The organism is Pseudomonas sp. S32 (assembly GCF_016648095.1).
In the GTDB taxonomy this organism is placed as follows: Bacteria; Pseudomonadota; Gammaproteobacteria; order Pseudomonadales; family Pseudomonadaceae; genus Aquipseudomonas; species Aquipseudomonas parafulva.
The window spans coordinates 174,867-193,455 of record NZ_JACVVF010000004.1 but is presented as its reverse complement, the minus strand read 5'-3'; the positions used below and the strand labels follow the sequence as shown (position 1 = coordinate 193,455).

At 61.3% G+C, this 18,589-nt stretch carries 20 protein-coding genes; 7 read left to right on the top strand and 13 right to left on the bottom strand.

From position 1 onward, the window contains the following. Positions 1–73 precede the first annotated feature (73 nt). Positions 74–745, bottom strand: coding sequence for a DNA-3-methyladenine glycosylase I (locus tag IAE38_RS04065; RefSeq protein WP_201216064.1), 672 nt, complete (start codon positions 743–745; stop codon positions 74–76). A gap of 4 nt (positions 746–749) precedes the next feature. Then, the gene (ttcA, locus tag IAE38_RS04060; protein ID WP_028635025.1) at positions 750–1,574 is read right to left on the bottom strand and encodes a tRNA 2-thiocytidine(32) synthetase TtcA; all 825 of its coding nucleotides are present in this window, start codon (positions 1,572–1,574) and stop codon (positions 750–752) included. A gap of 257 nt (positions 1,575–1,831) precedes the next feature. On the opposite strand from ttcA, the gene IAE38_RS04055 reads away from it, so the two are divergent. Both IAE38_RS04055 and IAE38_RS04050 read left to right on the top strand, forming a co-directional pair. Further along, the gene (locus IAE38_RS04055) at positions 1,832–2,431 is read left to right on the top strand and encodes a Yip1 family protein (protein ID WP_201216062.1); all 600 of its coding nucleotides are present in this window, start codon (positions 1,832–1,834) and stop codon (positions 2,429–2,431) included. 87 nt (positions 2,432–2,518) lie between these two features. Next, positions 2,519–3,040, top strand: a complete 522-nt coding sequence (locus IAE38_RS04050) for a SprT family zinc-dependent metalloprotease (protein WP_268933359.1) — start codon at positions 2,519–2,521, stop codon at positions 3,038–3,040. A gap of 96 nt (positions 3,041–3,136) precedes the next feature. On the opposite strand, the gene fpr is transcribed toward IAE38_RS04050, so the two are convergent. Continuing rightward, positions 3,137–3,916, bottom strand: a complete 780-nt coding sequence (gene fpr, locus IAE38_RS04045; protein ID WP_028635022.1) for a ferredoxin-NADP reductase — start codon at positions 3,914–3,916, stop codon at positions 3,137–3,139. A 119-nt stretch (positions 3,917–4,035) separates the two neighbouring features. Between fpr and IAE38_RS04040 the strand changes: the two genes are divergently transcribed. Then, complete coding sequence (locus IAE38_RS04040; RefSeq protein WP_201211109.1) at positions 4,036–4,962, top strand: LysR family transcriptional regulator; 927 nt, start codon at positions 4,036–4,038, stop codon at positions 4,960–4,962. On the opposite strand, the gene IAE38_RS04035 is transcribed toward IAE38_RS04040, so the two are convergent. The 3 genes from IAE38_RS04035 to IAE38_RS04025 all read right to left on the bottom strand — a co-directional run bounded on the left by IAE38_RS04035 (position 4,959) and on the right by IAE38_RS04025 (position 6,942). Continuing rightward, entirely contained in the window at positions 4,959–5,327 is a 369-nt protein-coding gene (locus tag IAE38_RS04035) for a diacylglycerol kinase (RefSeq protein ID WP_028635020.1), read from the bottom strand. The genes IAE38_RS04040 and IAE38_RS04035 overlap by 4 nt on opposite strands. Positions 5,328–5,400: 73 nt before the next feature. Then, positions 5,401–6,051: a response regulator transcription factor ErdR gene (gene erdR / locus IAE38_RS04030; RefSeq protein WP_201216060.1), complete on the bottom strand. Its 651-nt coding sequence runs from the start codon at positions 6,049–6,051 to the stop codon at positions 5,401–5,403. Between the two features lie 180 nt (positions 6,052–6,231). Continuing rightward, positions 6,232–6,942 carry a tRNA-uridine aminocarboxypropyltransferase gene (locus IAE38_RS04025; protein WP_201216058.1) on the bottom strand — a complete coding sequence of 237 codons (711 nt, stop codon included), beginning with the start codon at positions 6,940–6,942 and terminating at the stop codon, positions 6,232–6,234. 213 nt (positions 6,943–7,155) lie between these two features. Between IAE38_RS04025 and IAE38_RS04020 the strand changes: the two genes are divergently transcribed. Together IAE38_RS04020 and IAE38_RS04015 are read left to right on the top strand one after the other, a co-directional pair. Next, entirely contained in the window at positions 7,156–7,575 is a 420-nt protein-coding gene (locus IAE38_RS04020; RefSeq protein ID WP_201161736.1) for a quorum-sensing-regulated virulence factor family protein, read from the top strand. A gap of 122 nt (positions 7,576–7,697) precedes the next feature. Next, positions 7,698–8,765, top strand: coding sequence for an LOG family protein (locus tag IAE38_RS04015; protein WP_201216056.1), 1,068 nt, complete (start codon positions 7,698–7,700; stop codon positions 8,763–8,765). A gap of 4 nt (positions 8,766–8,769) precedes the next feature. Here the strand turns inward: IAE38_RS04015 and recX are convergent, their stop codons facing one another. The 4 genes from recX to IAE38_RS03995 form a co-directional block, all read right to left on the bottom strand. Next, positions 8,770–9,237: a recombination regulator RecX gene (gene recX / locus IAE38_RS04010; RefSeq protein ID WP_201216054.1), complete on the bottom strand. Its 468-nt coding sequence runs from the start codon at positions 9,235–9,237 to the stop codon at positions 8,770–8,772. 21 nt (positions 9,238–9,258) lie between these two features. After that, positions 9,259–10,335, bottom strand: coding sequence for a recombinase RecA (gene recA, locus IAE38_RS04005; protein ID WP_028635015.1), 1,077 nt, complete (start codon positions 10,333–10,335; stop codon positions 9,259–9,261). Between the two features lie 103 nt (positions 10,336–10,438). Further along, on the bottom strand, positions 10,439–10,921 hold the full coding sequence (locus tag IAE38_RS04000) for a CinA family protein (protein WP_201216052.1): 483 nt from the start codon (positions 10,919–10,921) through the stop codon (positions 10,439–10,441). Between the two features lie 57 nt (positions 10,922–10,978). Continuing rightward, complete coding sequence (locus IAE38_RS03995) at positions 10,979–12,043, bottom strand: hypothetical protein (RefSeq protein ID WP_201216074.1); 1,065 nt, start codon at positions 12,041–12,043, stop codon at positions 10,979–10,981. Between the two features lie 181 nt (positions 12,044–12,224). Between IAE38_RS03995 and mutS the strand changes: the two genes are divergently transcribed. Together mutS and fdxA are read left to right on the top strand one after the other, a co-directional pair. Further along, positions 12,225–14,798, top strand: a complete 2,574-nt coding sequence (mutS, locus tag IAE38_RS03990) for a DNA mismatch repair protein MutS (RefSeq protein ID WP_060481747.1) — start codon at positions 12,225–12,227, stop codon at positions 14,796–14,798. Positions 14,799–14,938: 140 nt separating this feature from the next. Further along, positions 14,939–15,262, top strand: a complete 324-nt coding sequence (fdxA, locus tag IAE38_RS03985) for a ferredoxin FdxA (RefSeq protein ID WP_028635011.1) — start codon at positions 14,939–14,941, stop codon at positions 15,260–15,262. A gap of 504 nt (positions 15,263–15,766) precedes the next feature. Here the strand turns inward: fdxA and rpoS are convergent. The 3 genes from rpoS to IAE38_RS03970 form a co-directional block, all read right to left on the bottom strand. Then, on the bottom strand, positions 15,767–16,774 hold the full coding sequence (rpoS, locus tag IAE38_RS03980; RefSeq protein WP_028635010.1) for an RNA polymerase sigma factor RpoS: 1,008 nt from the start codon (positions 16,772–16,774) through the stop codon (positions 15,767–15,769). Between the two features lie 108 nt (positions 16,775–16,882). Then, positions 16,883–17,731, bottom strand: coding sequence for a peptidoglycan DD-metalloendopeptidase family protein (locus IAE38_RS03975; RefSeq protein WP_028635009.1), 849 nt, complete (start codon positions 17,729–17,731; stop codon positions 16,883–16,885). Between the two features lie 217 nt (positions 17,732–17,948). Beyond that, positions 17,949–18,587 (bottom strand): protein-L-isoaspartate(D-aspartate) O-methyltransferase, encoded by a 639-nt coding sequence (locus tag IAE38_RS03970; RefSeq protein WP_161629595.1) that lies wholly within the window; start codon positions 18,585–18,587, stop codon positions 17,949–17,951. Positions 18,588–18,589 lie beyond the last annotated feature (2 nt).

Below are 18,589 nucleotides of genomic sequence, written 5' to 3'. Positions count from 1 at the left end.
CCCCCCCCCCCCCCCCCCCCCCCCCCCCCCCCCCCCCCCCCCCCCCGGGGGCGGGGGCCCCCCCCCGGCGGTCTCAATGGTTGACAGTATGCGCCAGCATCACTGACAACTGGCACAGCGGCCGCCCGCTCTCGGCCTGCCACTGGTTGAATACCTGCTGGACCAGGGCCAGGTCGCGCTGGCTGGTCGGCGGCTTGTCGATCACTTTCTGCGCGATCAGCGCTGCCGCCATGTCGTCGGTGGGCACAAAGGTATCCTTGCCCACCATTCGCAGAAACCGCGGCGCCGACAGCCCGCCCAGCTGGTTGCCCTGTTTGGCCAGGTACTTCCATAGCCCGACGATGTCGTTAACCGGCCAGTCGGCGATGAACGCACCAAAGCTGCCGTTCTCCCTCGCCACGTCCAATACCATCTGCGCATTGCGCGGCACGCTTTTGAGCTTGCCCAGGTGGCGGATGATGCGCGTGTCCTGCATCAGCCGCTCCAGGTGCTCGGCCCCCATCAGCACGACCTTCTCCGGATCGAAACCGAAGAACACTTGCTCGAATGCTGGCCACTTGGCATCCACGAGGCTGTGCTTGAGCCCGGCGCGGAACACCCGCAGCGCCAGCGTGGAGAGGTAACGGTCGTCGGTTATTGCACGCAACTGCGCAGGTGTACGCGGCTGCGGCAGAAAAGCCTCCAGGGCCTGGGCGGAGCCAAAGCGATTCAGGCAGAACTCGTGCAACCACTGGTAATCGCGCATAGGTTCAGATGTTCACCACATCAAGGAAACGTGGCGCAGCGGTTTCGTCGATCTTGAGGCTGGTGAAGTCGAACAGGTTGCGGTCGGCCAACTGCGACGGCGCCACGTTCTGCATCGCACGGAAGATGCTCTCTGTACGGCCCGGGTGCTTGCGCTCCCACTCCACCAGCATGTCCTTGACCACCTGGCGCTGCAGGTTCTCCTGCGAACCGCACAGGTTGCACGGGATGATCGGGAATTCCTTCATGTCGGAGTAGGCCTGGATATCCTTCTCGCTGCAGTAGGCCAGCGGGCGGATGACCACATTGCGGCCGTCATCGGCGCGCAGCTTCGGCGGCATGCCCTTGAGGGCGCCGTTGAAGAACATGTTGAGGAAAAATGTCTCGACGATGTCGTCGCGGTGGTGACCGAGCGCCATCTTGGTTGCGCCGATTTCATCGGCGAAGGTGTACAGGGTGCCACGGCGCAGGCGCGAGCACAGCGAACAGGTGGTTTTGCCCTCCGGCACCAGCTCCTTCACCACCGAGTACGTATCCTTCTCGACGATGTGGTACTCGACGCCCAGCGCCTTCAGGTACGCAGGCAGCACGTGCTCAGGGAAGCCTGGCTGCTTCTGGTCCATGTTCACCGCGACGATCTCGAACTGGATCGGCGCCACCTTCTGCAGGTGCAACAGAACGTCGAGCATGGTGTAGCTGTCCTTGCCGCCGGACAGGCAGACCATGACCTTGTCGCCATCTTCGATCATGTTGTAGTCGGTGATGGCTTCGCCGGCAAGACGACGCAGGCGTTTTTGCAGTTTGTTCTGGTTGACCGAGAGGGTGCCCATAGCGCTTGAATCCGCGAGGTGTGACAAAAGCCGGCTATTTTACGCACAAATGCGCCAGCGCTGTAGGCATTCCGACAAAGACTTCACGTAATCAGCAGCAGGTGGGCGAGTGCGATTTGCTCTAAAGGTGCTGCCTTGATGGAGTCACCGCTTCCTATACTGCGTGATAGGGCCAACATACCGCTCGCTCGGTGTCCAGGCCTCGGGCCGCTGCGCTCCATAGGGGGCGACTGGCAACATTCAGAGGAGTGACCGGCATGATTCATCACGTCGTTGGGCTGTTTACCCATCCCGACCGGGAATGGCGGGAAATCCGTGGCGAAGACGAAACCATCAGCCACATGTACCTGACCCATACCTTGATACTGGCGGCGATACCCGCCCTTTCGGCATTTATTGGCACTACCCAGGTCGGCTGGGTGATCGGCGACCGGCCAGCGGTGATGCTGACCCTCGAAAGCGCACTATGGATGAGCATCATGTCCTATATCGCCATGCTCGCCGGGGTGGCGGTGATGGGGGCCTTTATCCACTGGATGGCCCGTACCTACGATGCCAACCCGTCCATGGCTCAGTGCATGGCCTTTGCCACCTACACCGCCACCCCACTGTTCATTGCCGGCCTGGCGGCGCTTTACCCACACCTGTGGCTGGGCATGCTGGTAGGCACAGCGGCTATCTGCTACACGGTGTATCTGCTGTACGTGGGCCTGCCAACCTTCATGAACATTCCGCAGGATGAAGGCTTTCTGTTTTCCAGCTCCGTCCTGGCGGTAGGGCTGGTGGTACTGGTGGCGATCATGGCGGCCACTGTCATCATCTGGGGCTTGGGTGTAGGGCCTGTCTACACCAACTAGGCCGGATGTCAGCGCGCTGCCCGGCCAAGCCAAAGGCCGCGGGCGCGCTGACAGGTGGCTCGGCGGCCTCCCCGCGGTTGCGGCATAATGACGGGCCAGGAGAACCATTGCACCATGCCCGAGCTGCTTATCCAACGCGTCGAAACCTGTTACCAGCAAGCGGAAACCTTCTTCAAACGCCCCTTCCTCCGCCCGGAAGTGAACTTCAAACTGCGCGGGCAAAAAGCCGGGGTCGCCCACCTTCACGAGAACAAACTGCGCTTCAACCTGCAGCTGTACCGAGAAAACCAGGAAGATTTTCTACGCCAGACGGTGGCGCATGAAGTCGCGCACCTGGTGGCCCACCAACTGTTCGGCGACAGCATTCAGGCTCACGGCCAGGAGTGGCAATTGATCATGCGCGGTGTGTACGAACTGCCGCCCAGCCGCTGCCACACTTATGCAATCGAGCGCCGCCTGGCGACCCGGTACATCTACCGCTGCCCATGTCCGCAGAGTGATTTCCCGTTCACGGCCCAGCGGCACACGCTGGTTCGCCAGGGGCGGCGCTACCTGTGCAAGCGGTGCCGGGGGATATTGGTGTATAGCGGTGAAACGCGGCTGGAATAGAGAGGTGATGCTCTAGCTGGCATGCCAGCGATTGCGCCAGCCGCCCAGGCACGAAAAAGGTGGCACCGAGGCCACCTTTCTGTACCCGCCTGCGCCTTACTTCTCGACGAAGGCGCGCTCGATCAGGTAATCACCTGGCTCACGCATGCGTGGGGAGATCTTCAGGCCGAAGCTGTCCAGCACTTCGCTGGTCTCGTCGAGCATGCTGGGGCTGCCACAGATCATGGCACGGTCGTCCTGCGGGTTGATCGGCGGCAGGCCGATGTCGCTGAACAGCTTGCCGCTGCGCATCAGGTCGGTCAGGCGGCCCTGGTTCTCGAACGGCTCGCGGGTAACGGTGGGGTAGTAAATCAGTTTTTCGCGTACCGCTTCACCGAAGAACTCGTTCTGTGGCAGGTGTTCGGTGATGAACTCACGGTAGGCCACCTCGTTCACGTAGCGCACGCCGTGTACCAGGATCACCTTTTCGAAACGCTCGTAGGTTTCCGGGTCCTGGATGACGCTCATGAAAGGCGCAAGGCCGGTACCGGTGCTGAGCAGGTACAGGTGCTTGCCCGGGTTCAGGTCATCGAGTACCAACGTACCGGTAGGCTTTTTGCTGATGATGATCTCATCGCCTTCCTTCAGGTGCTGAAGCTGGGAAGTCAGCGGACCATCCGGCACCTTGATGCTGAAGAATTCCAGGTGCTCTTCCCAGTTCGGCGAGGCGATGGAGTAGGCGCGCATGAGCGGACGGCCGCTGTCTTGTTGCAGGCCGATCATCACGAACTGACCGTTCTCGAAGCGCAGACCCGGGTCACGGGTGCACTTGAAGCTGAACAGGGTGTCGTTCCAGTGGTGCACACTGAGGACACGTTCGTGGTTCATGTTGCTCATCTAATGGGGCTCCTGAAAAAAGACGCGGCGCAGAGGGCGCGTAGTTGCGCGATAGTTTAGGGGCAGCGACAATATCTGTTAACTGAATTATCAAGATATGTGTTATCGGTTATATCGATATGCGATTTACACTTCGTCAACTTCAGGTCTTCGTGGCCGTCGCCCAGCACCAGAGCGTGTCGCGAGCAGCCAGCCTGCTTGCGCTGTCGCAGTCTGCTGCCAGCACTTCCATCACCGAACTCGAGCGCCAGTGCAGCTGCCAGCTGTTCGACCGCGCGGGCAAGCGCCTGAGCCTCAATGCGCTGGGGCACCAGTTACTGCCTCAGGCTGTCGCCCTGCTTGACCAGGCCAAGGAAATCGAAGACCTGCTCAATGGCAAGTCCGGCTTCGGCTCGCTGGCCGTGGGCGCCACGCTGACCATTGGTAACTACCTGGCCACCTTGCTGATCGGCAGCTTCATGCAACTTCACCCGGAAAGCCAGGTGAAGCTGCACGTGCAAAACACCGCGCATATCGTGCAACAGGTTGCTCACCATGAAATTGACCTGGGTCTGATCGAAGGCGATTGCAACCATCCAGACCTTGAGGTCCTGCCCTGGGTGGAGGATGAGCTGGTGGTGTTCTGCGCGCCGCAGCATCCGTTGGCCAAACAGGGCCGCGCCGATGTGCAGACGCTGGCCAGGGAGGCCTGGATCCTGCGCGAGCAGGGTTCAGGCACGCGGCTTACGTTCGACCAGGCGATGCGACACCACCGCTCCCATCTGGATATCCGCCTTGAACTGGAGCATACCGAGGCCATCAAACGTGCGGTGGAGTCTGGCCTGGGCATCGGCTGCATCTCGCGCCTGGCGCTGCGCGATGCATTCCGCCGGGGCAGCCTGGTGGCGGTGGAAACCCCGGAGCTGGACCTGATGCGCCAGTTCTACTTCATCTGGCACAAGCAGAAATACCAGACATCGGCCATGCGCGAGTTCCTGCAGCTGTGCCGCAACTTCACTGCCGGCGTCACCCGCAGTGATGAAATCGTGTTGCCGCCTATCGCCTAGAGCAGGATCACGCCCCACACCAGCGCCACCATGCTGAGCGACACGAATTGCGCAGCGCTGCCCATGTCCTTGGCATTTTTCGACAGCGGGTGGCGCTCCAGTGAAATGCGGTCGATGGCTGCCTCTACCGCCGAGTTGAACAGCTCCACGATCAAGCCCAACAAGCAGACAGCGATCATGATCGCCCGCTCGGCACGGCTGACCGGCAGCCAGAAGGCGATGGGGATCAGCAGTACGTTGAGCAGTACCAACTGACGAAATGCCGCTTCGCCCTTGAATGCGGCGCGCAGCCCGTCCAGCGAATAGCCAGCGGCATTCAGGATACGTTTAAGGCCGGTCTGGCCCTTGAAGGGTGATGGAGTCATGAGGGTCGCTTAACAACGAAAAGGCCAGCAGACTAGACCGGCATGGGTCAAAAAAGCGTGAAGCCACGCGCAGTCAGGTGCTGGCAACCGATTCAAGTTGTTGCAGCAGCAGCGCGGCCTGGGTGCGCGTACGCACGCCCAGCTTGCGGAAGATGGCCGTGACATGGGCCTTGATGGTGGCTTCGGATACGCTCAGTTCGTAAGCGATCTGCTTGTTCAGCAGGCCTTCGCACACCATTGTCAGCACCCGGAACTGCTGCGGCGTCAGGCTCGCCAGACCTGCACTGGCGGCCTTGGCCTCGGCCGGTACATCAACCTTCTCGAACGCCTGGGGCGGCCACCATACGTCACCGTCCAGCACCTTGCGCACGGCGTCCTGGATCACCTCCAGCGTACTTGACTTGGGGATGAACCCGCTGGCGCCGAATTCGCGAGACTTGACCACCACGGCGGCCTCTTCCTGCGCCGAGACCATCACCACAGGTATTTGCGGGTACTGCCCGCGCAGCAGCACCAGGCCGGAGAAACCATAGGCGCCTGGCATGTTGAGGTCCAATAGCACCAGGTCCCAATCTGCTTTTTCGCTCAGGCGGGTTTCCAGCTCGGCGATGCTGGCAACCTCTACCAGGCGAACGTCCGGGCCCAGGCCAAGCGTTACGGCTTGGCGCAAGGCACCGCGGAACAGCGGGTGGTCATCGGCAATCAGGATTTCGTACGTGGCCATCGATCTAGTGATCCTGTTCTGTACCCGGCGCCCGGTCTCAAACGGGGCTGCCCGGCGGGGAATCGGCGCCAAGGATGCCGAGCGCGGCCCAGGAAGGCAAGCCAGCCGCCCTGCCGTCTCGCCTGTCCTGGCTGCCCAGCCCCATCATTATGAACGAAAGCCCGGGGCATGCCCCTTGGACTATAGGAAGGTATGCAAACGGCGATGGGTGTCATCCTGTTCGTCCAGCGGCACCCGCCGCTTGCCGCTGAGGTAATGCAGGCTGAAGACATCCAGGTAGGCATCCAGCGCCTGGGAGGCTACCGCGTCTCCGGCCAGGTCCAGGCACATGGCCGCAACCTCGGCGGTACAGAAGTGGTCATCACGACGGGAACGGCGCAAGCGGTAGCGTGACATCTGCTCGGCTTGCAGGCTCAACACCGGAAAGCGGTTCAGGTACGGGCTTTTGCGGAACATCTTGCGCGCTTCGGTCCAGGTGGCATCCAGCAGGATGAACAGCGGGCGCTTGCCGGGCTCGCGCACCACTTCACTGACCACACGTTGTTCAGTAACGAATTCACCGGGAAAGACGATATAGGGCTGCCACTGCGGGTCGTCCAGCAATGCCAGCAAGCCCTCGTCGACCGAGGTGCGCAGCCAGCCAAAAGCGGAAGTGTCCTCGATCAGGTCGGCAATCAGCCAGCCAGTGTTGGTGGGCTTCAATGGCTCGGTGTCATGCATCAGCAGGCAAATGCCTGACTCGGCTTGCACCTTGGGCTTCCAGGCACACAGGCAGTGCGTGGCGATTACCCGGCAATCGGGGCAGCGTTGCGCCCGTGATCCACGGGCAACGAAGGGCTTGTTACTGCGGGCCAGGCGTTCGGCACGCAAACGCGCTACCGCGTGGCTCATGCCGGCAGGCCTCCAGGCAGGTTGAAAATAGGCACGGTAATAGCTCGAGCAAAAACGGCGTGCAGTTTAACAGAAGCGCCACCCATTGCTGTGCAGCGGGCGGCGCGCCCCCTATAATCGCGGCTTTATGCCAGGCACAGGCGCCGTGCGGTGCTCACGGAACGCCGCAGACACATGCATGTCCAAGCGCCAGTCACCGAACAGGAGAGATTCATGCTGCGCCTCATCGCCCCCGCCCTGAGCCTGATGCTCGCTCTGCCTCTGGCAGCCCAGGCGGCTTCCAAGCAGGACTACGACCTGAACACGATGCTGCAGAAGGTCGCCAAGGAAAGCAGCGTCGGCACGCCCCGCGCCATCAACGAAGACATTCTCGACCAAGGCTACACCGTTGAAGGCAAGGCCTTGATCAACCACCTGAGCGTGCGTGGCGAGCATGCTGCGCGCATGCAATCCAATCCCGAGCAGGTTCGCAGCCAGCTGGGCGACAGCGTGTGCCGCAACAGCGGGTTCCGCAACCTGATGTCCAAGGGTGCCGTGATGGTCTACCGCTTTACCGTGTACAAGACCAACCAGCCTGTGATGGATCAAGCCTTCGACAGCGCCAGCTGCGTGGCAGGCAACAAGAAGAAGTAATGGCCGCATTGGCCGGTTACCTGGGCGCCGCGGCGCCCATTGCCGGCTGACCGGCAGCCATTGCGGCTGGGCATGATGCTGCGCAAACGGCTAGATTGAGAGGGTGCAGAAGGAGAAGTTGCATGCCTTATCAATCGAACGAACTGCTTTGCGGCCATTTCCGCGACAACAACATCGACCTCAGCCACATCGACGCACAGTTGCAACTCGTGGCACCCGCCAGCCCCAACCTGCCGCTGTACCGCGAGATGATGCTGACCGTTCTGCGCATGGCTCATGACGATGCCGACCGCTGGAGCGCCAAGATCACAGCGCAGGCACTGCGTGAACTTGACCAGTCTTTCCGTGCCCTGCAGCGGTACAAGGGCCGCCGCAAGGTAACCGTATTCGGCTCGGCGCGCACGCCACTGCAGCACCCGATGTACGCTATCGCCCGCGAACTGGGCGCCACCCTTGCACGCTCGGACCTGATGGTAATCACTGGCGCCGGTGGCGGCATCATGGCCGCAGCGCACGAGGGTGCCGGCAGCGATCACAGCCTCGGTTTCAACATCACCCTGCCCTTCGAGCAATATGCCAACGCCACGGTGGATGGCACGGACAAATTGCTACCTTTCCACTTCTTTTTCATCCGCAAGCTGTTCTTCGTCAAGGAGGCCGATGCGCTGGTGCTCTGCCCTGGCGGCTTTGGCACACTGGACGAAGCGCTTGAAGTGCTGACTTTGATCCAGACCGGCAAAAGCCCGCTGGTACCCGTGGTACTGCTGGACTCACCCGACGGCACCTTCTGGCGCGACTGCCTGGCTTTCATCCGCAATCAACTCGAAGAAAACCGCTACATCCTGCCCGGCGACCTGAAGCTGGTCCGCCTGGTGCATACAGCTGATGAGGCGGTGGAGGAAATCAACCAGTTCTACCGCAATTACCATTCAAGCCGTTGGTTGAAGAGCCAGTTCGTGATTCGTATGCAACACGCCCTGAGTGCCGCCGCACTCCAGGACATACGGAAAACCTTCGCGGACTTGTGCATGAATGGGGAATTTGAACAGCAGCCCGACAGCAGCGCCGAACATGAAACGGCCGACTATGGGCACCTCACCCGCCTGTCCTTCGCCTTTACCGGTCGCGACCAGGGTCGGCTAAGAGAGCTGGTGAACTTCATCAACGTGCCGGAGAACTGGCTGACATAACACGTCAGTCGTCCAAATCGCGCCCGCTGAGCAAACGACCGATCATATCCAGGGGGAAGCCGCGGTAGGCCAGAAAGCGTGTTTGCTGCGCACGACTGCGCGGATCCTGCGGGCGCTGGCCGGCGAACTTGCGTTGCCAGACATCCCGCAAGCGCTCCCCCCAATCCACTTCGCTTTCACGCAGTGCCTGCTCGATATCAGTTCGAGCCAACCCACGTTGACCAAGTTCTTCGCGAATGCGCGCCGGGCCATAACCAGAGCCGGAACGGTATCTAATGAAGCTTTCCAGGTACCGGGCTTCGCTTAGCAGCCCTTCATCGCAAAGCCGATCAAGCTCAGGCTCGATCAGCTCGTCCATCGCACCGCGCTGGCGCAACTTGCGTGTTAGTTCAACGCGACCGTGCTCACGTCGCGCGAGCAGGTCCATGGCAGCCCGCCGAATGGCGACAGGGGTGTCGAGTACGGCGGGCATAATTTAGCAACTACCGCGCGATCAATAACCAGCGTCGGCGTCAGCCATGTCGTCGGCGTCAGCTTTTGCTGCTGCAGCTTTGCCAGCAGCTGCTGCCGCGGCAGCGGCGCCTGCGGTGAGCAATTTGTCGCGAACCTGCTTCTCGATCTCGTTACCGATAGCTGGGTTTTCTTGCAAGTACTTGGCGGCGTTGGCCTTGCCCTGACCGATTTTATTGCCCTGATAGCTGTACCAGGCACCCGACTTTTCGACCAACCCTTGGGATACGCCCAGATCGATGATCTCGCCGTTACGGTAAATACCCTTACCGTAAAGAATCTGGAACTCAGCCTGACGGAACGGCGGCGAAACCTTGTTCTTGACCACTTTGACGCGAGTTTCGCTACCCACCACTTCATCGCCTTCCTTGACCGCGCCAGTACGGCGGATGTCCAGGCGCACCGATGCGTAAAACTTCAGGGCGTTACCACCGGTAGTGGTTTCCGGGCTGCCGAACATGACGCCGATCTTCATCCGGATCTGGTTGATGAAGATCACCAGGCAGTTGGCGTTCTTGATGTTACCGGTGATCTTGCGCAAGGCCTGGGACATCAGACGAGCCTGCAGGCCCACGTGCATGTCACCCATTTCTCCTTCGATTTCCGCCTTCGGCACAAGCGCAGCTACGGAGTCGACAATGATCACGTCAACCGCGTTGGAGCGCACCAGCATGTCGGTGATTTCCAGGGCCTGCTCGCCGGTGTCTGGCTGCGAAACCAGCAGGTCGTCGACATTGACGCCCAGCTTGCCGGCGTACTCCGGGTCCAGGGCGTGCTCGGCGTCGACGAACGCGCACGTGGCGCCGCTTTTCTGGGCTTCGGCGATGACCGACAGGGTAAGCGTGGTTTTACCCGACGACTCCGGGCCGTAGATTTCGACGATACGGCCTTTTGGCAAACCGCCGATGCCCAACGCAATGTCCAGCCCCAGGGAGCCAGTGGAAATGGCGGGAATGGCCTGGCGCTCGTGGTCGCCCATGCGCATGACCGCGCCCTTGCCGAATTGGCGTTCGATTTGACCCAGGGCCGCAGCCAAGGCGCGCTTCTTGTTGTCGTCCATTGAAATCCTCACGTGTTCGACTTGGCCCTGACGGCCGGGATACCTGTATAAGTAGCCAGTATTATTCCACAGGCCAGCGCCTACGCAAACCCCTGTCGTCGATTTACCGCGGGGCAAGCTGTAACAAGCCTTCTAAAGCGGCGATCACCGTCTGCCGGCGCACCGCCTCGCGGTCGCCGTCGAAGTGGCGGCGTATGCTGACCACGCGGCTGCCATCGCCCCAGGCCAGCCATACGGTACCCACCGGCTTGGCCGGCGAACCACCGCCAGGGCCGGCCACCCCACTGACCGCAACGGCAAAACGTGCGCCACTGGCGGCTTGCGCCCCGCGCACCATGGCTTCGACCACCTCCTGGCTCACCGCCCCGACCTGCCCGAACAACTGCTCAGGCACGCCCAACTGCCGAGTTTTCTGCGCATTGGAATAGGTCACGTAACCGGCCTCGAACCACGCCGAACTGCCGGCGATGCGGGTGATGGCCTCGGCGATACCGCCGCCGGTGCAGGATTCAGCAGTACTCACCTGCGCATTAATGCGCTGCAGGTGTTCGCCCAGTTGGGTGGCGAGTGTGGTGATCGGGTCCATGACAGGCTCCTGAAAGGGTGGGCGCTACCCTACCATCCTGGTAGAGCCACTGGCCGGTCAAACGTTCAGGCTTTCCCGCGCAATCTTGCTGATGACGCGCTCATCCCTGCGCCTGAGCCGCGGCAGCCCTGCAGGCCAGCCATTGGTCCAGTCAAGGCCGCCGAGCATGCGCATGTCGTCGATCGCCGAGCGCCACCACACCACCTTGCAGGCCTGCAGGTACTCGTCACCACTTATCGCACTGCCGTAAAGCAGCTTGCGGGCAACGCCACGCAGTTCACGAGGCACGCGCAGCAGGCTCAGCTTCACGCCAACGCGCATCGACCACGAGGGCAGCGGGCGGTACGCTGGCACCTGCAGCGCCAAGGCTGGCATGTCGGCATGGAAGCCCTCGCCATGGCGGGCGAAGAACACGTCCTGGATGGCATGAAGGTACGGTTTCATGGCGTAGTAATGGCTGATCAAACCCCGCGCCTGATTGATGCGCGCGCCGTGGATTTCAAACGAGAATGCAATCTGCTCGATGGTCAGCAGCTCGCGGCTGTAGGCGGCCCAGTCGTCGATCCGGGCGATCGCCCGCTGGGCAACGGCTGCGTTTTCATGCGCAAGGCCCAGTACCCCACTGTTGCACAGCTGCAGGTCGTCGGGTGGCAACTGGCCTGCCGCCGCCAACCCACGGGTGAGGGCGCGGTAATGACGCTTGCGCGAGGCCTTGGCCCAGCTCGACTCTACTTCGTCGATCAGGAACTGGTCGGCACCCACCTGTTCGAAGAGCCGCTGCGCAGGTTGCAGAAACACCGTGTCGGTGTCGATGAAAATAGTCTTTTGTGCCCATTCGCAAGCCTGGGCAATGGCGCAGGCCTTGCGCCGATGGGTGTAACTGCCATCGGGCGCCCAGGCTTGAAGGGTCTGCGTGTCCAGCCTGACCACTTCCACGGGCCACCCGGCAAATGCCTGGGGCTCGTCGGTAAGCACACGAATAACGGGGCACTCGCCGGGTTCACAGCGCGCCAAGGCGGTGAGAATGCTGAACTTGGCCTCTAACTGATAGGTACGACGCTTGCCGTACAGAAGGTAGATAAGTTGCTGGTCTACAAAAGAAACGCGCGTGGAGACATTCATGCAAATAGCGGCTTGGGTCTTCATCGGGGCTCGCCATTCTAAAGCCAGATGTCGCCTGGCTCCACCCCCGAGCGCCAACTGCGCCGATTTGCCCACTTGCGGGCGCCTGCATGGCAAGCAAAAAGGCTGTACCATTGCGGGTTTACCATCGCCAACCAGATCACCCGCTGTAAGGCCCCGAATGTCTGATCTTTCCGCACACACCCCGATGATGCAGCAGTACTGGAAGCTGAAGAACCAGCACCCGGACCAGCTGATGTTCTACCGCATGGGCGACTTCTACGAGATCTTCTACGAAGATGCGAAAAAGGCCGCCAGCCTGCTGGACATCACCCTGACCGCCCGCGGTCAGTCAGCCGGCCAGTCCATCCCCATGTGCGGCGTGCCGTTCCATTCGCTGGAAGGCTACCTGGCCAAGCTGGTGAAGCTGGGCGAGTCGGTGGTGATCTGCGAACAGATCGGGGACCCGGCCACCAGCAAAGGGCCGGTCGAGCGCCAGGTGGTGCGTATCATCACGCCCGGCACAGTCAGCGACGAAGCGCTGCTGGACGAGCGCCGCGACAACCTGATTGCCGCGCTGCTGGGCGATGACCGCCTGTTCGGCCTGGCTGTGCTGGACATCACCAGTGGCAATTTCAGCGTTCAGGAGCTCAAGGGCTGGGAAAACCTGCTGGCCGAACTGGAACGCCTGAACCCGGTGGAGCTGTTGATCCCGGACGACTGGCCGCGCGACCTGCCTGCCGAAAAGCGCCCGGGGGCTCGCCGCCGTGCGCCGTGGGATTTCGACCGCGACTCCGCGCGCAAGGCGCTGTGCCAGCAATTTGCAACCAAGGACCTCAAGGGCTTTGGCTGCGACAAGCTGACCCTGGCCATCGGCGCCGCTGGCTGCCTGCTGACCTACGCGAAGGAAACCCAGCGGACCGCCTTGCCGCACCTGCGCAGCCTGCGCCATGAACGCCTGGACGACACCGTGATCCTCGACGGTGCCAGCCGCCGCAACCTGGAGCTGGACATCAACCTGGCGGGTGGGCGTGATAATACCCTGCAATCGGTGATCGACCGTTGCCAGACCGCCATGGCCAGCCGCCTGCTGAGCCGCTGGCTGAACCGGCCGCTGCGCGACCTCAAGGTGCTGCAGGCCCGGCAGGACTCGATCCGATGCCTGCTCGACGGCTACCGGTTCGAAAAACTGCAACCGCAGTTGAAGGAAATCGGCGACATCGAACGTATTCTGGCGCGCATCGGCCTGCGTAACGCACGCCCCCGCGATCTCGCCCGCCTGCGTGATGCCTTGGGCGCACTGCCCGAACTGCAGAACGCCATGGCCGAACTGGAAGCCCCTCACCTGGCGCGCCTGGCCGCCATTACCGGCACCTACCCGGAGCTTGCCAGCCTGTTGGAACGGGCGATCGTGGACAACCCACCGGCGGTCATCCGTGATGGCGGTGTGCTCAAGGCCGGCTATGACAACGAGCTGGATGACCTGCTGGCGATCAGCGAAAACGCCGGTCAGTTTCTCATCGACCTGGAAGCCCGTGAAAAAGCCCGTACTGGCCTGGCCAACCTCAAGGTCGGCTACAACCGCGTGCACGGTTATTTCATCGAGCTGCCCACCAAGCAGGCAGAACAGGCGCCGGGCGACTACATCCGCCGCCAGACGCTGAAAGGCGCCGAACGGTTCATCACCCCAGAGCTGAAAGCATTCGAGGACAAGGCGCTGTCGGCCAAGAGCCGGGCCCTGGCCCGCGAAAAGATGCTCTACGATGCCCTGCTGGAAACCCTCATCAGCCACCTTGCGCCGCTGCAGGACAGCGCCGCAGCCCTGGCCGAACTGGATGTGCTCAGCAACCTGGCCGAGCGCGCGTTGAACCTGGACCTGAACTGCCCACGCTTCGTCGACCACCCTTGCCTGCGCATCGAGCAGGGCCGTCACCCGGTGGTCGAGCAGGTGCTCACCACCCCGTTCGTGGCCAACGACCTGGGCCTGGACGATAACACACGCATGCTGGTGATCACCGGGCCGAACATGGGCGGTAAATCCACCTACATGCGCCAGACCGCGCTGATCGTGCTGCTGGCCCACATTGGCAGCTTTGTACCGGCAGCCAGCTGCGAACTGTCGCCGGTAGACCGGATCTTCACCCGCATCGGCTCCAGCGATGACCTGGCGGGCGGGCGCTCCACGTTCATGGTGGAGATGAGCGAAACGGCCAACATCCTGCATAACGCTACAGACCGCAGCCTGGTGCTGATGGACGAAGTCGGCCGCGGTACCAGCACGTTTGACGGCCTGTCGCTGGCCTGGGCAGCGGCCGAGCGCCTCGCGCGCCTGCGTGCCTATACGTTGTTCGCCACGCACTACTTCGAGCTGACGGTACTGCCCGACAGCGAGCCGCTGGTGGCCAACGTGCACCTCAATGCCACCGAGCACAATGAACGCATCGTGTTTCTGCACCATGTGCTGCCAGGGCCGGCCAGCCAGAGTTATGGCCTGGCGGTGGCGCAGTTGGCCGGGGTGCCAACTGCGGTCATCCAGCGCGCACGGGAGCACCTGGCACGCCTGGAAACCAACAGCCTGCCCCATGAACCGCCTGCTGTGCCGGGTCCGAAGGGCGCGCCACAGGTGCCGCACCAGAGCGACCTGTTCGCCAGCCTGCCCCACCCAGCCATCGAGAAGCTGGGCAAGCTGCAGCTGGATGACATGACCCCGCGTCAAGCTATCGAAATGCTATATCAACTAAAGAACCTGTTATAACGGCGTCCACTACAAGCTGGTAGAATCCGCCGCGGTTTGCTGGTGCTGCAGGTTATTAGCCTGGCCTGCAGCCATGTACCCGTAAACCGCGCGGCCCCAAGAGGAAGGGCCGCCGCCGTCGCCTGAGGAGAGAATTAGAAATGACCTTCGTCGTCACCGACAACTGCATCAAATGCAAATACACCGACTGCGTGGAAGTCTGTCCGGTGGACTGCTTCTACGAAGGCCCGAACTTCCTGGTCATTCACCCGGACGAGTGCATCGATTGCGCCCTGTGCGAGCCTGAATGCCCGGCGCAAGCCATCTTCTCGGAAGACGAAGTGCCTTCGGGCATGGAAAACTTCATTGAGCTGAATGCCGAGCTGGCAGAGATCTGGCCGAACATTACCGAGCGTAAGGACGCCCTGCCCGACGCAGAGGAATGGGATGGCAAGACCGGCAAGCTTGCCGACCTGCAACGCTAAGCAGCAGCGCAATACAAAAAGGCCCTTGCAGGGCCTTTTTTGCTTTCTAGCGGGCAAAAAAAGGGGCGGTTTGACCCGCCCACATTTTTTTCCGTAGTCCCTGCTTGTCCTGAACATCATCCTGATGAAATCGCTTCTTGCGATGTCCCTGGCTTTCTTCCTGAAGGCCTGTGCATGTCCGTGTGCACAGTTCGAATACTAGCGATTCGGCTGAGGGAGACAACCGGCAAACCTCTCACGATGTTGCCCTGGATACATTTCCTCACAGGCAAAAACATCATGTTTTTCAGTCACTTGTGAAAAAAGCCCGACTGAAAACGACAATGATTTACTCTCCCTCGCATACATGGCTTACGCGACGAGTAAGCAAACACTTACACGCCAAGCTGCAACCTGTAGGCGTTGAGCGACTCTGTTAGGGGTTGAGGAATATTCGAGTGATTACCTCACATACGAAAACGCCCCGGCATGCCGGGGCGTTTCAGGGGGTAAGGCAGCAGCTGCTTATCGGAACAACGACTCGCTGGACAAGCCGTTCTTCTCAAGGATTTCGCGCAGACGCTTCAGCCCTTCTACCTGGATCTGCCGAACGCGCTCACGGGTCAGGCCGATCTCCAGCCCGACATCCTCCAAGGTGCTGCTCTCGTGGCCGCGCAGGCCAAAACGACGCACTACCACCTCGCGCTGTTTATCGGTCAGCTCACCCAGCCACTGATCGATGCTCTGGGAAAGATCATCGTCCTGAAGCAGTTCGAAAGGATCGGTCGGGCGGTCGTCAGTGAGCGTATCGAGCAAGGTCTTGTCTGAGTCCGGCCCTAGCGAGACGTCGACTGACGATACCCGCTCGTTGAGACCGAGCATACGCTTGACCTCCGCAACAGGCTTCTCCAACAGGGTAGCGATTTCTTCCGGCGAAGGCTCATGATCCAGTTTCTGGGTGAGCTCACGGGCTGCACGCAAATAAACGTTCAGCTCCTTGACCACGTGGATGGGCAAGCGGATGGTGCGGGTTTGGTTCATGATCGCCCGCTCGATGGTCTGGCGAATCCACCATGTGGCGTAGGTGGAAAAGCGGAAACCACGCTCCGGGTCGAATTTCTCAACGGCACGGATCAACCCCAGGTTGCCCTCCTCGATCAGATCGAGCAACGACAAGCCACGGTTCACGTAACGGCGGGCAATTTTCACAACCAGGCGCAGGTTGCTTTCGATCATGCGTTTGCGGCCGGCGGGGTCGCCTTTTTGCGACAACCGCGCAAAATGCACCTCCTCTTCCGGCGACAACAGGGGCGAGAAGCCGATCTCGTTGAGGTACAGCTGGGTGGCATCGAGCGCCCGGCTGTAATCGATGTACTTGTGTTGTTTGAGCGAAGGGCCCGACTTGGCCCTGGTCCGAACCGAGGATACAGCAGGTTCGTCTGACACCACATCCGTTTCCAAAACGATACCCGTCTCCATGAGGAGGACGTCATCGTCGATGTCAAACTCCGGCGCTTCTTTACTGAGAGCCATTGTTATAGTCCTTTGCTGAGTTCGAACTCAGACTCAAGCGGCACCTGTATCCCTGGCAGCGCTGGAGCCTGTCCCCTCTACGTCACGGGAAACAGGCCGGTACAACGGTCAACGACGTGGCAGGAACTGGAGAGGATCGACGGGCTTGCCCTGGCGGCGAATCTCGAAATGCAGCTTCACCCTATCTGTGCCTGTGGACCCCATTTCAGCAATCGACTGCCCTGCCTTGACCTGCTGCCCCTCCCGAACCAACAGCCTGCGGTTGTGACCGTAGGCACTGACGTAGGTATCGCTGTGTTTGATGATGATCAACTCGCCGTAGCCCCTTAAACCACTCCCGGCGTAGACCACTGTACCACCCGACGCAGCAAAAACAGGCTGTCCCAAATCACCGGCGATATCAATGCCTTTATTCAAACTACCGTTTGAAGCAAATTTTCCAATCAGCACCCCATTGGCCGGCCATGTCCAGCCACCCACCGCACGTTCTGCAGCGGGCACCGTAGCCACCACAGGGGCAGTGGTCGTAGTAACGGTTTTGGTGGTGCTGGCAGGGGCCGCCGGCGAGGTGCCCACCGGACGACGAGTCACGGTGGTACGGCTGGAGGAAGACGGGCTGGCGACCACCGTTGTGCTGCCCGACGCACCCGTGCTGAAACGAATGGCCTGGCCGGGGCGTATGGTGTAGGGCGGTGCGATACCGTTGCGGGCGGCCAGCTCTTTGTAGTCCCAGCCATAGCGGAAAGCGATGGAAAACAGCGTGTCACCCGGTTTGACCACGTATTGCCCGGACGTCACCGTAGGCCGTTTGGGCGCAGCGCTGTTACGGTCGACCACCCGTGCGTTGTTGCTACCGCTGCTGGAGCACCCCACCAGCAGCGCGCCCAGGGCCATGGCGAGCACCACGAGCTTGAAAGCCGAGCTGTCCTTGCGCTGCCGAAAGACTGTGTGAACCACCCGTGCTCCCCTCATGGTGCCGAAATCTTCTTTGAACAAGAAATGCAATAGTATTGCAATTATAACGAAGCTCGCCGGCATTCCCAGGCAGATGCAACACACTGCTGCAAAGGCCGATCATAGCCCGGCGCAACCTGTGCGTACCGCCTGATAGACAGGACGACGCGGCAAGAATTCGCTGCTGTTGTAAAAATAGCCCGCCGGCAAGGCCGGCGGCTCAGGCCACAGGCCCATTCAGCAACGGCACGAAACGCACCGCGCCCAGAACCCGGCGCGAGAAGCCATGTTCTTCACGCACGATCAGCATCAGTTGCTGAGCCTCGCCGGCAGGCCCCACAGGGATCACCATGCGCCCACCGGGTGCCAGCTGGTCCAGCAACGCCTGGGGCACTTCCGGCGCCACCGCCGTCACGATGATACCGTTGTAAGGCGCCAATGCCGGCCAGCCCTCACAGCCATCGCCCCAGCGGAACACCACGTTGCGCAGGCTCAACTCAACCAGACGCTCCTTGGCGCGATCCTGCAGCACCTTGATGCGCTCAACCGAGAAAACCCGCTCCACCAATTGCGCCAGCACGGCGGTCTGGTAACCCGAGCCGGTGCCGATCTCCAGCACCTTGTCCAACGGCCCGGCTTCGAGCAGCAACTCGCTCATGTGCGCGACCATGAACGGTTGCGAGATGGTCTGGTTGTGCCCGATCGGCAGCGCGGTGTCTTCATAGGCCCGGTGGGCCAGGGCCTCGTCGACGAACAGGTGACGGGGCGTGCGGCGGATCACATCCAGCACCTGGGTGTTCGATACACCCTCTTCGCACAGGCGCTGGATAAGCCGCTCCCGGGTGCGCTGGGAGGTCATGC

What these genes read in the sequence shown, in the direction of transcription:
- IAE38_RS04065 (WP_201216064.1), bottom strand. Translation starts at nt 745, where the DNA reads ATGCGCGATTACCAGTGGTTGCACGAGTTCTGCCTGAATCGCTTTGGC.
- ttcA (WP_028635025.1), bottom strand. Translation starts at nt 1,574, where the DNA reads ATGGGCACCCTCTCGGTCAACCAGAACAAACTGCAAAAACGCCTGCGT.
- IAE38_RS04055 (WP_201216062.1), top strand. Translation starts at nt 1,832, where the DNA reads ATGATTCATCACGTCGTTGGGCTGTTTACCCATCCCGACCGGGAATGG.
- IAE38_RS04050 (WP_268933359.1), top strand. Translation starts at nt 2,519, where the DNA reads ATGACGGGCCAGGAGAACCATTGCACCATGCCCGAGCTGCTTATCCAA.
- fpr (WP_028635022.1), bottom strand. Translation starts at nt 3,916, where the DNA reads ATGAGCAACATGAACCACGAACGTGTCCTCAGTGTGCACCACTGGAAC.
- IAE38_RS04040 (WP_201211109.1), top strand. Translation starts at nt 4,036, where the DNA reads ATGCGATTTACACTTCGTCAACTTCAGGTCTTCGTGGCCGTCGCCCAG.
- IAE38_RS04035 (WP_028635020.1), bottom strand. Translation starts at nt 5,327, where the DNA reads ATGACTCCATCACCCTTCAAGGGCCAGACCGGCCTTAAACGTATCCTG.
- erdR (WP_201216060.1), bottom strand. Translation starts at nt 6,051, where the DNA reads ATGGCCACGTACGAAATCCTGATTGCCGATGACCACCCGCTGTTCCGC.
- IAE38_RS04025 (WP_201216058.1), bottom strand. Translation starts at nt 6,942, where the DNA reads ATGAGCCACGCGGTAGCGCGTTTGCGTGCCGAACGCCTGGCCCGCAGT.
- IAE38_RS04020 (WP_201161736.1), top strand. Translation starts at nt 7,156, where the DNA reads ATGCTGCGCCTCATCGCCCCCGCCCTGAGCCTGATGCTCGCTCTGCCT.
- IAE38_RS04015 (WP_201216056.1), top strand. Translation starts at nt 7,698, where the DNA reads ATGCCTTATCAATCGAACGAACTGCTTTGCGGCCATTTCCGCGACAAC.
- recX (WP_201216054.1), bottom strand. Translation starts at nt 9,237, where the DNA reads ATGCCCGCCGTACTCGACACCCCTGTCGCCATTCGGCGGGCTGCCATG.
- recA (WP_028635015.1), bottom strand. Translation starts at nt 10,335, where the DNA reads ATGGACGACAACAAGAAGCGCGCCTTGGCTGCGGCCCTGGGTCAAATC.
- IAE38_RS04000 (WP_201216052.1), bottom strand. Translation starts at nt 10,921, where the DNA reads ATGGACCCGATCACCACACTCGCCACCCAACTGGGCGAACACCTGCAG.
- IAE38_RS03995 (WP_201216074.1), bottom strand. Translation starts at nt 12,043, where the DNA reads ATGAATGTCTCCACGCGCGTTTCTTTTGTAGACCAGCAACTTATCTAC.
- mutS (WP_060481747.1), top strand. Translation starts at nt 12,225, where the DNA reads ATGTCTGATCTTTCCGCACACACCCCGATGATGCAGCAGTACTGGAAG.
- fdxA (WP_028635011.1), top strand. Translation starts at nt 14,939, where the DNA reads ATGACCTTCGTCGTCACCGACAACTGCATCAAATGCAAATACACCGAC.
- rpoS (WP_028635010.1), bottom strand. Translation starts at nt 16,774, where the DNA reads ATGGCTCTCAGTAAAGAAGCGCCGGAGTTTGACATCGACGATGACGTC.
- IAE38_RS03970 (WP_161629595.1), bottom strand. Translation starts at nt 18,587, where the DNA reads ATGACCTCCCAGCGCACCCGGGAGCGGCTTATCCAGCGCCTGTGCGAA.